Source organism: Lutibacter flavus (assembly GCF_900188355.1).
Classification (GTDB): domain Bacteria; phylum Bacteroidota; class Bacteroidia; order Flavobacteriales; family Flavobacteriaceae; genus Lutibacter; species Lutibacter flavus.
On record NZ_FZNX01000002.1, the window covers coordinates 602967 to 618957 of the forward strand.

Genomic DNA, 15991 nt, shown 5'->3' on the forward strand with positions numbered 1-15991 from the left:
TTTTAAAATATAATTATAATGAATGTTCCAGCAGAATTAAAATACACAAAAGATCACGAGTGGGTTAAAATAGAAGGTAATACCGCAATTGTAGGTATTACACATTTTGCACAAGGAGAATTAGGAGATATTGTATATGTAGATGTAGACACATTAGATGATACAGTAGCAAAAGATGAAGTATTTGGATCGGTTGAAGCTGTGAAAACAGTTTCAGATTTAATAATGCCATTATCAGGTGAAGTAATTGAGTTTAATGAAGCTTTAGAAGATGAGCCAGAAAAAGTAAATTCAGATCCTTATGGAGACGGGTGGATGATTAAATTATCAATTTCTGATACTTCGGAAATTGAAGGATTATTATCTTCAGAACAATATACCGAACTGATTGGAGCGTAAATATTATTTTTTCATTTCAATTTTTTTAACGTTAATAATTGGATGGGGTAGTTTGGCGCCAATAGGAGATTCTATGCCATCAACTATTAGTATTTCCGATAAAGCAATTCATATTTTAGCTTATTTTTTATTAACATTAAGTTGGTTGTTTTCTTATAAAAAAGAAAGTAAAAAATTAAAAGTTAGCATAATAATACTGGTTATTGTTTTCATTTATGGCATAATTATTGAAGTTTTACAAGGAACTGTAACAAAAAACAGACAACCTGAAGCTTATGATTTATTAGCCAATTTAACAGGAATAATATTAGCTATCACAGTTTTTAAGCAGGGTTTACAAAAAAACTTCTGAATTAGAAAAATTTAATTGCAAAAGTTGTTTTAAAATTATTAAATTAGCGAACTATAAAATATTTTACAGATGCAGATTAAAAAAAGTCCAAAAGCAAATCTAGAAAACTACAGCAAATTATTTATGCAGTTAGGTCTAGTTTTAGCATTATTAGTGGTTTATTTAGCCATTGAAAAGAAAACATACGATAGAGTGATAGGAAATCTTGGTCCTGTTGTTTTAAACATGGAAGATGAAGAACAAACTATTGAAATAGAACAAATTAAACCGCCAGAGCCAAAAACTCCACCACCACCAACTCCAGATAAAATTGAAATTGTTGAAGATGAAGAGGAAGTGGAAGAAACTGTAATTGAATCAACTGAAACAGATGAAGATGAAGCTGTTGAAGTAGAAGAGATTATAGAAGTAGAAGAGGAAGAGGAAGTTATGGAAGATGTTCCCTTTGCTATTATTGAAGATGTTCCGGTTTATCCAGGATGTAAAGGAAGTAAAGCAGAACTTAGAGCCTGTTTACAAGAAAAAATCACAAAACACGTTAACAGAAAATTTAATGCAGATTTAGCATCAGATTTAGGCTTAGCACCTGGTGTTAAACGTATTTTTGTAATGTTTAAGATAGACAAAAGAGGAAATATTGTTGATGTAATGGCACGTGCTCCTCATAAAAGATTACAAGAAGAAGCAATTAGAGTTGTAAATTTATTACCTAAAATGACACCTGGTAGACAAAGAGGGACACCGGTTGGTGTAAAGTATAGTTTGCCAATTGCGTTTAAAGTAGAATAACGTTTTATACAAAATATTGAAAAACTGCCTTAATTTTTAAGGCAGTTTTTTTTATGCCTATAAATAACGATAAACCAACATTTAGAATGTTTTTCTATATTTGTTAAAAAGGTGTTTGTATGAAAAATCAGTTTAAGTTAATTGGGGCGTTATTATTTTGTCACTTTATAAGTGCACAATCTATACAAAAAGATACAATTTCCAGAACAGCATCTATTGTGTTTACTGTCAATGGGAATAAGGTTTCATTTAATCCGGATACTCCTCAATTAAACCAAATTGCTGGGGCACCAAAAGCTTTTTATACCTATTATTGGGAGTTTGGAGATGGAGATTATAGTTTTCAGGAAGAACCTGAACATTTATTTAAAAATAAAGGGACTTATAAAACTCGACTTTCAGTAACTAATAATTATGATGATGGAAAACCTCCAACTACCCGACCAAAAGATGTTGCAATTAATGAAGATGGTATAGATACTTCAGAAAATGAGAATCATCAATTATTAACAGCTTATAATGGATTTCGTATCCAAACCAATAGAGATCCAATTCCAGAAGAAGAAATGCAACTGGTTTTAAGTTATGCTAATGAGAAGGAATATCCTACAAGCGGTAAAATTTATTTATTTTTTAATGAGAAAAAATACAAAGCTAAAAACTTTGAATTAACAGAAGTTAGATTATATAACAATGAACAAGAAATTACTGAGGAAATAATTGCTGATAACAATAGATATATTTCTAAAAATGAATTGATACAAACTACCGGTATTTCCACCCTTATGAATGAGAAATTAATAGTAACAGATACTTTAAGGCAGAACCTTCCATTAACTTTAGAAGAAGCTAAAGAGTATTATCAGGATGTAAAAGTTTTTGATTTTGATGAAATGCAAACTAATGAAGAACGTAATATGTTTTTTACGTTGAAAACAACGCCTGAAATGTTGAAAGATACAAGTGCTGTTATTTCTATTAGAAGTATTTATGTGCCAGAAAGAGGCAATGATTCACATAAAGTATTAACCAAAGAAATGGAGATTGTAACTTCACATGATCCTAATAAAATGGCAGTGTATGATACCCGTTTAAATTATAGATTGGTTCGTTTTAAAAATTTAAAATATAAAGTAAGGTTTCAAAATGATGGAGAAGGACCAGCGCGTTTAATTAAGCTAAATGTGGATATTCCTAAAATGTTGGATAAATCGTCTTTAAAAGTATTGGATATGTATCCTAAGTGCCCTATTTGTCCGGATGAAGAGGTAAATTATAGTTGTTTGGATACAATAATGAGTAAGAATCAAATTTCTTTTCAGTTTAAAAATATTTATTTGCCAGGCACTGCTCAAAAAGGAGTTCATGATAAAGATTCAACAAAAGGCTTTGTGAAGTATTCATTAAAATTTGGAAAGGATTTTCACAAAGTAAAATCGAAAAGTAAAACAGCTATTATTTTTGATAAAAATGAACCAATTATTACCAATACTTCAACATCGAGGTTTAAACCAGGAATTTCAATAGGAGTTAAAGCGGGTTATAATAGTTTTCCAGACTTGAAAGATTCTAAAAGTTATTTTGTTGGAGCAACTATTTCACCATATAAACCCTATAAAAAATATTTACAAGCCGAAATTATGATGGGAACTCATGAGTTTGTTGATTTTATAAGTGCAGGAGAAGGCGAACCAATTGGATTTGTTGAGTTAAGCGATGGAACTATTGTAGATAGTGCTATAAGATTCGATGAAACCCAAACAACTTATACTAAACTAAATATAGATGTTGTACCTATTTCGTTTCGTTATAATTTAAATGGAGTAATTGGTTTGGGAGTTGGTCCACAGCTATCATTTGACATTTCTAATAAGACAGATAATACAACTAGCTCCAGTTATTTCACTTATTTTAATGAACGTGTTGGTAAGGTGATTGAAGGCTTGTCTGAGACTAGCACAACTTCAGAAAATTCGACATTAAGTGATATTAAATATGGGTTTTTTGGAGATATAACAATTGGTACATCTCGTATTGGACCTAGTTTAGGAGCTCGATATATTTATAATTTTAATGAACCAAATGCTCAACTTCATTTTTATGCAATTTGGAAAATATAATACGGGTTTATGTTTAAAAAATGGACTGTTGTTTTAATAATATGTTGTAATTTTTATGTTTCAGCTCAACAATCTAATGCTGTTTTTAAATCCAATATTGAAACCCATAAACAACAAAATAATTATGCCGAATTTATTTATGTTCATTTAGATGAGTTTGGTAAAAATCCTTCTGTTGAAAATTTAAACATTTTCACAAATTTAGAATTAAAGCTATGGAGAAAACCGGAAAATGATAACGAAAATATAGCGCTACTTTATTTTTATATTAATTATGCATACCAATTAAAGCAATTTGGGTTTTTAAATAATTCGATTAATTATTACGAAAAAGGGTATTCAATTTATGAATCAAAGAAAATAAAATATGATATTATTGAATTTTGTTTAAAGCCTTTATCCAATAATTATACAAGGTTAGGAGATAGCAATAGAGCCGAAGATATTTTAAAAATCACAATTGAAAAAGCTCAAGAAGAAAATCGATTAGATCAAATTATATCTGGTTATACTAATTTGGCTGTAGTTTTTAGAACAAAAGGAGAGGTCTCGATAGCAAACAGGTATTTAAATTCTGCACTAGAATTAGATAAAGAGAACAAATTTAAATCTAAAATTTATTCAGATTTAGCTATCAATTTTTTATTGATGGAAGATTTTAAAAAATCAGAAGAAAATGCTCTTTTATCTAACAAATTAAACAAACAAAAAGAGCTATCTATTTCGGTTAGGAATTCCAAAACTTTAGGAAATTGTTTTATTCATAAAAATGAATTAGAGAGGGCTCTTTTGGAATTTGAAAAAAGTTTGAATGCGGCTAAAGTGGTTTTTGGAAAAAATGATAGAGAAGTAGCTAAAATATACAACCAAATTGCTGAGGTTTATAGACTCCAAAATGAAAATGAAATGGCATTAGCTTTTAGTCAAAATTCGTTGGTTACATTATTGCCAAATTACAATCCAAAAGATATTTATGAAAACCCTTTAAGTACATTTTTATACGCAGAGAATACTTTAAAAGAAGTTTTTGATAGCAGAGCACAAATTTTAACTCAAATTAATAAATTTAAGGAAGCGATTGAAAATTATGAATTATCTTTTTTAGTAGAGACCGAATTAAGAAATGCGTATTTAAGTCAAAATTCAAAACTATTACAGCAGCAAGAAAATAGAAATAGAAGTGAAAGTTGTATAGAGTTATGCCAAATTTTATTTGAGCAAACTGGTGCTTTAAGTTGGGTTGAAAAAGCGTTTCAATTTGCTGAACAAACCAAATCATTGGTATTATTGGAAAATAAGGAACTTACCTTAGCAAAATCGGCTATTAAAAATGATTCTTTATTTATTAAAGAAAAAGAGCTCGTATTTAATAAGGCACAACTTAATAAAAGCATCACATTAGAACAGTTAAAAAATGAAAATGCGGATATTGTTTTATTATCGCAATTAACAAAAAAACGTGAAGCTGTTTTTAATAAACTTCAATTATTAAAACAAGAAATTAATAATAAATACCCAAATTTAAAACTTGAAAACAAGTTTATAACTGTTAAAAATATTAAAGAAAAATTATTAAAAAAAGAGGAGGTATTAATTGAATATTTCGACGGCGTAAATAATATTTATATGTTTTCAATTTCAAAAGAAAAATCTATTCATATAGAAACAATTAATAAAACAATTGAACTTCAAGAACAAATTAGTAATTTTTTAAACCTTTTTGCTAAGGAAAGAGGGGCGGAAATTCAAAATAATGTAACTAATTACGTTTCACTCGGATATGAGTTATATAAAAAAATTGGCCCAGAGGAGCTTTCAAAAACTACAATTATTATTCCAGACGGAATATTTTCATTTTTACCATTTGATGCCCTAATTGCCGAAAAAACGGAAAGTACAAACTTTCAAAAATTACCATATTTAATAAATAAAACTAATATAAGCTACGGTTATTCAGCTTCGATATTATTAAGTAATTCTAATGCTATAGCTCAGAAGGAAAATAAATTCATTGGGTTTTTCCCGGTTTTTAAAAATAATAACAGAAATTTATCAGAGTTGAATTATACAGAAAAAGAAGCTAGAAGTATAGAGGATGAAATTGAAGGTGAATTTTTGCTTTTTGAAAAAGCAAAAAAAAACGCATTTGAAAAAATAAAAGATGAATACAACATAATTCATTTATCAACACATGCAACTGCAGGGGATAATTATATACCAGCTGCGATAGAATTTTATGATGAAACACTTTACTTGCCTGAAGTATACGGCTACAATTTAAACTCAGATTTGTTGATTTTAAGTGCTTGTGAAACAGGGATAGGAGCATTAAAAAGAGGAGAAGGAGTAATGAGTTTGGCTAGAGGATTTTCCTATGCAGGTGTTAAAAATTTGATAGTATCACTTTGGAAAGTAAATGATAAATCTACCGAAAATTTAATAGCTGGTTTTTATAAAAAGTTTAAAAAATCAGGCAATAAATCTAGTGCATTAAGACATTCAAAATTAGCTTACTTACAAAATGAAAGTATTTCTTCGGTTAAAAAATCTCCTTATTATTGGGCGAGTTTTATTTATATTGGAGATACGGATTTAAAAGAAAAAAGCAATTATTATTTAAGTTGGTTTATGTTATTTGGATTTATAATAATAATAGCGGGCTATTTTATTTACAAAAAGAGTTAGATTTGAATAAATATTTATTGAATGAATTTAAATAATATTCTTATAAGAAAGGGTTACTCTAAAATTAAACTCAAAAAAATAAACACAAACCATTTTGAGATTAAGGCGAAATTAAATGGTGTAAATGGGCGATTTATTTTAGATACTGGAGCCTCAAACTCATGTATTGATATTAATTTGGCAGAGGAGTTTAAGTTAAATGTAAAAGATTCTGAAACAAAAGCAGCTGGTGCCGGGGCAATTGGAATGGAAACAAAAATTTCTTCAAAAAATAAAATTGAACTAAAAAAGTGGAGTTATAAAAATTTAAACATGGTGTTGTTGGATTTGTCTCATGTAAATACCGCACTTACTGAACACGATGCAAAAGCTGTTCATGGAATTATTGGAGCAGATATTTTAGAAAAGGGAAAAGCAATTATTGATTATAAAAATAAATGTATTTACTTAAAAAAGCTTGTTTTTAGATATTAATTTTTTTAATGTTTAACACATAAGTTAAAATACCACCAACATAAAACATATTGTGATTTAGTCCATTTGCTACAGACACATCTAAAATTAATTTTTCATTAAAATTGTATCCTACACCTGTATTTATATTATGTGACATTAATTTTTTATTTGTAAAGTCTCCAAAATTTTCTATAAAAAAATGCAATTTAGAATTGGCCTCAAAACCAATATTTGCAATATAGAAACCAGATTTTGAATTATCAGTTTCAAGAACATAGCCGATGTTATAGTTAAATGAAAATTTTTGAGATATTGAATTAGATAAGTTTAAAGAACATATTTTCCCTATTTTATTTAGTTCAAATTTTGAATCGGTTGGCAAAATTGCCCTAACCATTAATGAAGCTTCCGGGATAAATTTTTGTTGTTTCCAAAGGTTAACAGAAAAACCAACCTGAATATCGTCAAATTTGTTTAAAGAATGAATTAAGTGATCATTTTCCCAAAGGTACTCCTTAATAATAGGTGTGTTTAATTGTAACTCATATCCTTCAAGAAATCCGTATCTAAAAAGAGCACTAGGAATGCTCCATGATTTCATTTTTTTGGAATCTTCTTTTTGTATTGTATACAAAGATTCAAGTTCTATTTGTAAGATGCTTTTGTCTATAGCCGAAGATGGTTCAACTGTTTGTGAAAAAGACTGAAAATTTATTAATATGATAGCAAATAGGGTGTAAAATAGCTTAGTCATTTCATTAAACGCAATTAAAGTTACAAAGTTATTTTTAATTAGTCTAAATAAGAATGACTATTATCATAAAATCAAAAAAAATCCTGAACCAATTGGTTCAGGATTTATATATTTTAAAAAGTTTATTTATTTTAAAGTTCTAATGCCTTTTTAGGGTTATTGTTCATCAAAATTTCTATTGGACTTTCCAATGCTTCTTTAATAGCAACTAAGAATCCGACAGATTCTTTTCCGTCAATAATTCTATGATCATAAGATAATGCAACGTACATTATTGGTCTAATAACAACTTCTCCGTTAAGTGCTATTGGACGTTCAACAATATTATGCATTCCTAAAATACCACTTTGAGGAGGGTTTATAATTGGTGTTGATAACATTGAACCAAAAACACCACCATTTGTAATTGTAAAAGTACCACCAGTCATTTCATCAACAGTAATTTGACCATCACGAGCTCTAATTGCTAAACGTTTTACTTCGCTTTCTACACCTCTAAAAGTTAAGTTTTCTGCATTTCTAATAACAGGTACCATCAATCCTTTTGGACCGGAAACTGCTATGGAAATATCTTGAAAATCGTGAGAAATTTTATAATCTCCATCCATCATAGAATTTACATCAGGATACATTTTTAAGGCTCTTACAACTGCCAAAGTGAAAAAGCTCATAAATCCTAAGCCAACACCATGCTTTGCTTTAAAATCCTCTTTAAACTCTTTACGTAAATCAAAAATTGGCTTCATATCTACTTCATTAAAAGTAGTAAGCATTGCAGTTTCATTTTTTACAGAAACTAAACGTTGCGCTACCTTTCTACGAAGCATTGAAAGTTTTGTTTTTTCTGTACCACGAGACCCGCCAGCAGGAGTTCCCATACTTGGCACCGCTTTTACGGCATCGTCTTTTGTGATTCTGCCATCTTTTCCAGTACCTTTTATTTCTGAAGAACTCATTCCTTTTTCTGCTAGAACTTTTTTAGCAGCGGGTGAAGCTGATCCACTTGCATAAGTAGTTTTGACTTCTGTTGGTTTTACTTCAGCTTTTGGCACTTCAGTTATTACCTCCTTTTTTACAGGAGATCCTTCAGGTTTTTTGCCATCCATATCAATTAAGCATACTATGGCACCAACTGCAACAGCATCACCTTCTTCAGCTTTTAAAGTAATAATACCGCTTTCTTCAGCTGGTAATTCTAAAGTAGCTTTGTCTGAATCTACCTCAGCAATTGGCTGATCTTTTTCTACATAATCACCATCTTCAACAAGCCATGCCGCAATTTCTACTTCTGTAATAGATTCCCCCGGAGAGGGTACTTTCATTTCTAAAATCATCTTATTAATATTTTTTGTCTTTATAGACGAATTTTTATTAGTTAGTTAAATACTTTATCAATAATACGTTGATGTCTTCTTTTAAATCTTGCAGATGAACCAGCCGCGGGAACAGCATAAAATGGTTGTGATGCAACTTCTAAATTTACCAATCTAAAGCGTTGAAGCATAAAACTCCATGCTCCCATATTTTCAGGTTCTTCCTGTGCCCAAACATAATTTTTAATATTTGGGTACTTATCTATAACCTGTTGTAATTTTTCCAAATGTAATGGAAATAATTGTTCAATTCTCACTAAAGCAACGTCATCCCTTTCTAGTTTAGTGCGCTCTGCCAATAAATCGTAATAAAACTTACCGGTACAAAATACTAATTTTGTTACTTTTTCTGGATTAATAGTGTCGTCAATTACCTCTTGGAAGGTTCCATTTGCAAATTCATCTAATTTTGAAACTGCTAATGGATGGCGTAATAAACTTTTTGGTGTAAATACAATTAATGGTTTTCTATAATCACGTTTCATTTGACGACGCAATAAATGATAGAAATTTGAAGGCGTTGTACAATCTGCTACAATCATATTATCAAGAGCACATAACTGTAAAAAACGTTCCATTCGCGCAGATGAATGTTCAGAACCTTGTCCTTCATATCCGTGGGGTAATAAAACCACAATTCCATTTTGTAATTTCCATTTTGATTCTGCCGCTGATAAATATTGATCAAAAATTATTTGAGCACCATTACTAAAATCACCAAATTGGGCTTCCCAAATAGTTAAGGTATTTGGATTTGCCATTGCATATCCATAATCAAAACCTAAAACACCGTATTCAGATAGCAAGGAATTGTATATGTACATTTGACCTTGTTTATTACTAATAGTGTTCAGCAGATTTATACGATCTTCAGAAATTTCGTCACGTAAAATTGCATGACGATGACTAAACGTTCCACGTTCAACATCTTGCCCGGAAATACGCACATCAAAACCTTCTTGTAATAAACTTCCATAGGCTAAAGTTTCACCCATACCCCAATCTATTGCATTGGTTTCAAAAACCATTTTATTTCTATCTTTTAAAATCTTTTCAGCTTTTCGCAAAAACTTTACTCCTTTTGGAACAGTAGAAACAACTTTAGCAATATTTTCAAGTTTAGATTTTGGGTAACCTGTATCTTCTGAAATTAACATAGCTTCTAATCTACGTCTTGTAAAATCTTTCCAGGTATCTTGCATAAATTCACGAACTTTAGAAGTTTCAACAGCTTTTGATTGTTGATATTCTTCTTCTAATAAGTTTTTAAATTCAGCAATTGAATTATTTAAATATTCCGAATCAATTATACCTTCAGCAATCAATTTTTGAGCGTATAGATCTCTTGGATTAGGATGTTTTGCAATTGCTTTGTATAGTTTTGGTTGCGTAAAACGGGGTTCATCGCCTTCGTTATGGCCGTATTTTCTATAGCCTAATAAGTCAATAAAAATATCACGCTTAAATTTCATTCTAAAATCCAATGCCATTTCAATTGCATGAACAACCGCCTCAACATCATCTGCATTTACGTGTAAAACGGGTGATAACGTTATTTTAGCAACATCGGTACAATAAGTACTTGAGCGTGCATCTAAATAATTGGTTGTAAAACCAATTTGATTGTTAACTACAATGTGAATAGTTCCTCCTGTTGAATAACCATTCAGTTTACTCATTTGAGTTACTTCGTAAACCAAACCTTGCCCAGCTATTGCAGCATCTCCATGAACTATAATTGGAAGTAATTTAGCATTATCTCCATTATATATTTTATCAATTTTGGCTCTGGAAATACCTTGTGCAACAGGTGCAACAGTTTCTAAGTGTGAAGGGTTAGGAACCAAATTCATTTTCAATTCCTTATTGTTTTTTAAGGTTTTACTTATTGTTAAACCTAAATGATATTTAACATCACCATCAATACCTTCATCTTCAAAATCTTTACCTTCAAATTCACTAAAAACATCACGAATTGGTTTTCTAAAAATATTTGTTAATGTATTCAAACGACCTCTATGTGCCATTCCTAATACAAATTCCTCTACATCGTAAATTTCTGCAGCGTTTCTAATAACCGAACTAATTGCTGGAATTAATGTTTCTCCACCTTCTAATGAAAATCGTTTTTGCCCAACATATTTTGTTTGTAAAAAACTCTCAAAAGTAACAGCTTGATTTAATTTTTGTAAAATATATTTTTTAGAGTCAGGTGGATAATTTGGGTGGTTTGAATTTCTATTCAATTGTTTTTGAAACCACTTTATTTCTTCTGGATTTCGAATATACATATACTCAACACCTATAGAATCACAATAAATGGTTTCTAAATGTTTTATAATTACTCGTAAAGTATCTTTACCAGTACCAATTATTCCACCAGCATCAAAAACTGTATCTAAATCGTTTGGAGAAAGACCAAAATTTTCGATTTCTAAGGTTGGTGTATACTGTCTTCTGGCCCGAACTGGATTTGTTTTTGTAAATAAATGCCCACGAGTTCTGTAACCATTAATTAAATCAATTACTTTAAATTCTTTTAAAACATTATCAGGTACTTCAACCTCAGCATCTGTTAATGAGTATTTTTCATTTGCGAAGTCATAGCCCTGAAAAAAACTTCTCCAACTTGCTTCAACACTATCAGGATTTATTAAATACTGATCGTATAAATCGGAAACAAAGTCTGTATGTACTGCATTTAAAAAAGAAAATTTATCCATATTTATGTTAGTAGTCATTGTTTTTATTAAACAGGGTAAAAATACAATTTTTACTAAAACCAATGTTTTTATTAGCTTAATTTTACAATTATTATATTATTGATAAAATTTAAGTGTATCAGCTATAAATGTAACCTTTTACTTACTTTTTTTATGGTAAATAATGATAAACTGTCAAAAAAAGACAGATTTTTTTAATTTGATAAAAATGTAATTTACAACAAGTTATAATTGAAGAGAAAAAAAGATGAGAAAAAAGGTGATTTTTTTTAAATTTTTCTTGTTATAAAAAGAAAAGCTTGTATATTTGCACTCGCAAAAGCGAAATTATTCCTTCTTAGCTCAGTTGGTTAGAGCATCTGACTGTTAATCAGAGGGTCCTTGGTTCGAGCCCAAGAGAGGGAGCTAGAGTGAACAAGAGGTCAGAAATGACCTCTTTTTTATTTTTTACCTTTTCCAAAACCTTACTGTCATTGATTAAAATCTCTATAGGAGGAGTGAATGAAGGAGCTGCAGCTATTCCATTTTCAAGATATAGTTATTTTGAAGATTTAAACTTATTATGCGAAACGACAAGTGGATAAGCAATACAATGTATTATAGAATTTAAAAATTAAAAAGTCTATTAATTCTACTTTTATAAGTTTGCCCAATAGGGATTTTAAAAGTTTCAATATGAATACGATTACCTTCTATAAACTTTATTTTATCAATCACTACAATAAAAGATTTATGGACACGCAAAAAATTATTTGAAGGCAATAATTCATCAAAATCAGATATTTTTTCGTGACTCACAATCATTTCATCTTTAAGAATTATTTTTGTGTAGTTTCCGTACGCTTCAATATATAGTACATCGTTTAAATCTATTTGATGGTGTTTTTTATCGCCTTTTACAAAGAATCTAGTAGAACCATCTGTTGTATTTGTAACTTCTTTAATGATGGCTTTGGTAGTTTGCGCTTCTGAAACCTTATTTACCGCTTTTACCAAACGATCAAAACTAAAAGGTTTTAAAATATAATCAACAACGTTTAGCTCAAAGCCTTCTATAGCATGTTCTTTATATGCAGTAGTAATAATAGTTTTTGGAGGTTTTGTTAATGTTTTTAAAAAATCCAACCCTTTAAGTTTAGGCATATTAATATCTAAAAACATAAAATCTAACGTATTTTCATTTAAAAACTGCATGGCTTCCATAGCATTGTAACAATTTTTTTCTAATTGTAAATGAGGCAACATACTACAAAATTCTTCAATAATTTCGTGTGCCAGTGGCTCATCATCAATGATTATATATTTAAGCATGTTTATAAATTTTTAAAGTTACTTTGTAGGTATTGTTAGTTTTGTCTACAGTTAGTTCGTGTTTTTTAGGATAAATTAAAGCCAATCTAAGTTTTAGATTTGTAAGTCCAATACCTTTTGCTTCACTTATTTCTTTCGGATCAAAATTATTCTCTATTTTAAAATAGATGAAATCTGTGTCTTCATACAAATTAATGTGAATAAATGCATTCTCTGTAAGGGTTTCAATTCCATGTTTAAAAGCATTTTCTAATAAAATGATGTACAATAATGGAGCTATCGATAAACTGGTGTCTATATCGTGATTAAAACTAATGTTTACAGTTTTTTTATGTCGAATTTTATGCAGCTCTATATAGTTGTTTAAATATTCTATTTCATCGCCAAGCTTTACCCTTTCTTTTTCACCTTCATAAATAGTATAGCGCATCATATCAGATAATTTCAAGATGACATCAGGAGCTTGCTTAGAGTTTTTAATAGTTAAGGCATATAGGTTGTTTAGCGTATTAAAGAAAAAATGAGGATTTATCTGTGCTCTTAATAATGACAATTCTGCTTTAGATTTTTCTGCTTTCAGGCTTCGTATCCATTTCCATTGTTCAAAAATCCAAACTAAGAACAAGAAGGGAATTGGTAAAATAAATACAAAAAAAGAGGTCTCTAATTTAATTTTCAAATAGCCTTCTAAACCACCCGAAAATAATCTTAAGTAAATAAAATATAAAAGCAGTGGACCATAAATAATTAAAATTAATTTCCAATATTTTTTAATGAAAGAAGGAACTAATACATAGACAAAACCAATCCAAAACCCGGCTATGAGAAGCAAGGTTATTGGGTTGTCAGGTAAATTCATTATTGAATCAATGCCTAAAGTAATAAAAAGAAGGACAAGTAAACTAAGTACTTTAATTATTGTTTTTTTAACGTTTTTTGAATAATTAAAAAAATAAATTGGTAAAGCAATAACTAAACCCCAAAATATTAAATAAGGAATAAACTCTAATATCCTACCCTCTGGAATAATAATAATACCTATTCTTTCTAATAAGTAGGATATTGGAATCACAATAAGTCCAATAAAAAACGCTTTGTATTTTTTTAAAAAGTTAATCATACTTCAAATTTACTGATGATAAGTTGTACTCACAAAGTTATTGATATACACTATTCAAATTAGTACAAACACAACTATTTTCTGGATGAACGTGATTGAAAGTAATTTTAGACTAATGTAACTCAATTATTATCCTCTTTGTCATATTTAATTTAGTAGCCTAAACTAAGTGTATATGTTTGTATCAAATTAAAACTAATAATCATGAGCACCTTAAACAACACAAATATCAGAATTCAAATAAAAGCATCTAACAATAATGTTTGGAACAATAAAAGACGTTTCAGATAAACTATAAAACTAACAACAATATAAAATTAACTATTATGAAAACTTTAAAAATCTTCGGTTTAGCTTTTTTATGCTTAACAAATACACTTGCCCAATCAAATGATGAAGCTCTTAATACTAAAATCAAATCTCTTGAAAAAGACTTTGAAACAGTTTTAACCACTTCTAAAGCAGCTGGCTTTTCTATTGCCATTGTAAAAGGAAGTGAAATTATTTATACCAAAGGTTTTGGTTATAGCGATATTGAAAATAAAACTCCTGTAACCAGCAACACTATTTTTGCTATTGGCTCATCAACTAAAGCTTTTACGGCGTCTTTAATGGGGCTATTACGAGACCAAGGAAAAGTCAATTTTGAAACCTCCCCAAGAACATATATTCCTGAATTGAAATTCTTTAATTCTGAAATGAACACTCAAATAACGATTAAAGATTTAATGACACACAGAACAGGATTACCACGTCATGGTGAAGCTTGGAAACTCTTTAAAACTCAATCAAAGGATGAATTTTTAGCTAGAATAGCCTTTCAAGAACCCGTAGCTCCAGTAAGAGCAGAATGGAGATACAACAACTTCATGTATTTTGTTCAAGGCGTAATTGCAGAGCGACTTACAGACAAAAGTTGGGAGCAGAATATTGAACAAAACTTTTTTGAGCCATTACAAATGGTAAGTTCAACTACAAATATTCAAGGTTTAATAAATAGCAATAAATCGGCTCTTGGTTATTATTTTAAAAACGGTAAAACAACAGAAATCGATTACAAAGACATTGGGGCCATGAGTCCAGCTGGAGGTATTAATAGCACAGTGAATGACATGTCAAAATGGATGATTGCATGGTTAAATAAAGGACAATACAATGGCAAACAAATACTACCATCGAAATATGTTAGAGAGGCAATGAGTTCACAAATGGTCATTTCTGGCAGATTACCTAAGGAAGCATCGCCAAGCAGCTTTATGTCCAATTATGGTTATGGTTGGTTTATTTCATCTTACAAAAGTCATTATCGTATAGACCATGGTGGCAATATTGATGGATTTTCGGCTAACGTAGCTTTCTATCCAGCAGATGATTTAGGGATTGTGGTATTAAGTAATCAAAACAGATCGGGTGTACCACAAATAATTACAAATATTGTTGCTGATAAACTTTTTGATACCCCTGAAACCAATTGGATTGGAAAATTGGAAAAACTAATTGAACGACAAACAAAAACTACAGAAACTGAACCTATCATTTCTATAAAACCTGCACACAACTTAAAGGATTATACTGGAACATACAAACATAAAGGTTATGGAACTTTTGATGTAATTACAAAGAATGACTCTTTGTTTGCTAAATTCCCTGAATATACGCAATGGTTAAATCCTATTCATCCTAATGTGTTTGAAACTTACTATGTCCTTGATAAACTTAATCTTGAGAGTCAAGGAAGAAGCATCAAGTTTGTTACAGATTTTAAGGACAATATTTCTGGTTCAGCAATTAAATTGGAACGCACATTAAATCCTATTATTTTTAATAGACTATCTTTAAAAACAGAACCAACCGATAAAGCTAAGCTATAACCTACAAAGATTTATAGTTCTCTAATAAGAATTTAAAA

At 29.7% G+C, this 15991-nt stretch carries 12 protein-coding genes and 1 tRNA gene; 8 read left to right on the top strand and 5 right to left on the bottom strand.

The genetic code is table 11. The annotated features are described in order from the left end of the window. The first annotated feature begins 18 nt into the window (after positions 1-18). The 6 genes from gcvH (at position 19) to CHB63_RS08785 (ending at position 6819) form a co-directional block, all read left to right on the top strand. On the top strand, positions 19-399 hold the full coding sequence (gene gcvH / locus CHB63_RS08760) for a glycine cleavage system protein GcvH (protein ID WP_089378072.1): 381 nt from the start codon (positions 19-21) through the stop codon (positions 397-399). Then, positions 389-751 carry a VanZ family protein gene (locus CHB63_RS08765; protein ID WP_245856876.1) on the top strand — a complete coding sequence of 121 codons (363 nt, stop codon included), beginning with the start codon at positions 389-391 and terminating at the stop codon, positions 749-751. The genes gcvH and CHB63_RS08765 overlap by 11 nt, the downstream gene beginning before the upstream one ends. 69 nt (positions 752-820) lie before the next feature. Beyond that, on the top strand, positions 821-1540 hold the full coding sequence (locus tag CHB63_RS08770; RefSeq protein ID WP_089378073.1) for an energy transducer TonB: 720 nt from the start codon (positions 821-823) through the stop codon (positions 1538-1540). Between the two features lie 119 nt (positions 1541-1659). Then, the gene (locus CHB63_RS08775; RefSeq protein WP_089378074.1) at positions 1660-3660 is read left to right on the top strand and encodes a DUF7849 domain-containing protein; all 2001 of its coding nucleotides are present in this window, start codon (positions 1660-1662) and stop codon (positions 3658-3660) included. A 9-nt stretch (positions 3661-3669) separates the two neighbouring features. Continuing rightward, positions 3670-6345, top strand: coding sequence for a CHAT domain-containing protein (locus CHB63_RS08780; protein ID WP_089378075.1), 2676 nt, complete (start codon positions 3670-3672; stop codon positions 6343-6345). Positions 6346-6366: 21 nt separating this feature from the next. After that, positions 6367-6819: a retropepsin-like aspartic protease gene (locus CHB63_RS08785; RefSeq protein WP_089378076.1), complete on the top strand. Its 453-nt coding sequence runs from the start codon at positions 6367-6369 to the stop codon at positions 6817-6819. On the opposite strand, the gene CHB63_RS08790 is transcribed toward CHB63_RS08785, so the two are convergent. From CHB63_RS08790 to CHB63_RS08800, 3 genes are all read right to left on the bottom strand, one after another. Further along, positions 6809-7555: a transporter gene (locus CHB63_RS08790; RefSeq protein ID WP_089378077.1), complete on the bottom strand. Its 747-nt coding sequence runs from the start codon at positions 7553-7555 to the stop codon at positions 6809-6811. The genes CHB63_RS08785 and CHB63_RS08790 overlap by 11 nt on opposite strands. 131 nt (positions 7556-7686) lie before the next feature. Further along, positions 7687-8889 carry a 2-oxoglutarate dehydrogenase complex dihydrolipoyllysine-residue succinyltransferase gene (odhB, locus tag CHB63_RS08795; RefSeq protein WP_089378078.1) on the bottom strand — a complete coding sequence of 401 codons (1203 nt, stop codon included), beginning with the start codon at positions 8887-8889 and terminating at the stop codon, positions 7687-7689. Between the two features lie 41 nt (positions 8890-8930). Beyond that, positions 8931-11651 (bottom strand): 2-oxoglutarate dehydrogenase E1 component, encoded by a 2721-nt coding sequence (locus tag CHB63_RS08800; protein WP_089378079.1) that lies wholly within the window; start codon positions 11649-11651, stop codon positions 8931-8933. Between the two features lie 331 nt (positions 11652-11982). On the opposite strand from CHB63_RS08800, the gene CHB63_RS08805 reads away from it, so the two are divergent. Next, positions 11983-12056: transfer RNA gene (locus tag CHB63_RS08805), tRNA-Asn, on the top strand. 201 nt (positions 12057-12257) lie between these two features. Here the strand turns inward: CHB63_RS08805 and CHB63_RS08810 are convergent. After that, a complete protein-coding gene (locus tag CHB63_RS08810) occupies positions 12258-12962 on the bottom strand; it encodes a LytR/AlgR family response regulator transcription factor (protein WP_089378080.1) in 705 nt (234 codons plus the stop codon). Beyond that, on the bottom strand, positions 12955-14082 hold the full coding sequence (locus tag CHB63_RS08815; protein ID WP_089378081.1) for a sensor histidine kinase: 1128 nt from the start codon (positions 14080-14082) through the stop codon (positions 12955-12957). Before CHB63_RS08815 ends, CHB63_RS08810 begins: the two co-directional genes overlap by 8 nt. A gap of 326 nt (positions 14083-14408) precedes the next feature. Here CHB63_RS08815 and CHB63_RS08820 point away from each other — a divergent pair, with 326 nt between their 5' ends. Then, a complete protein-coding gene (locus CHB63_RS08820; protein WP_089378082.1) occupies positions 14409-15953 on the top strand; it encodes a serine hydrolase in 1545 nt (514 codons plus the stop codon). Positions 15954-15991 lie beyond the last annotated feature (38 nt).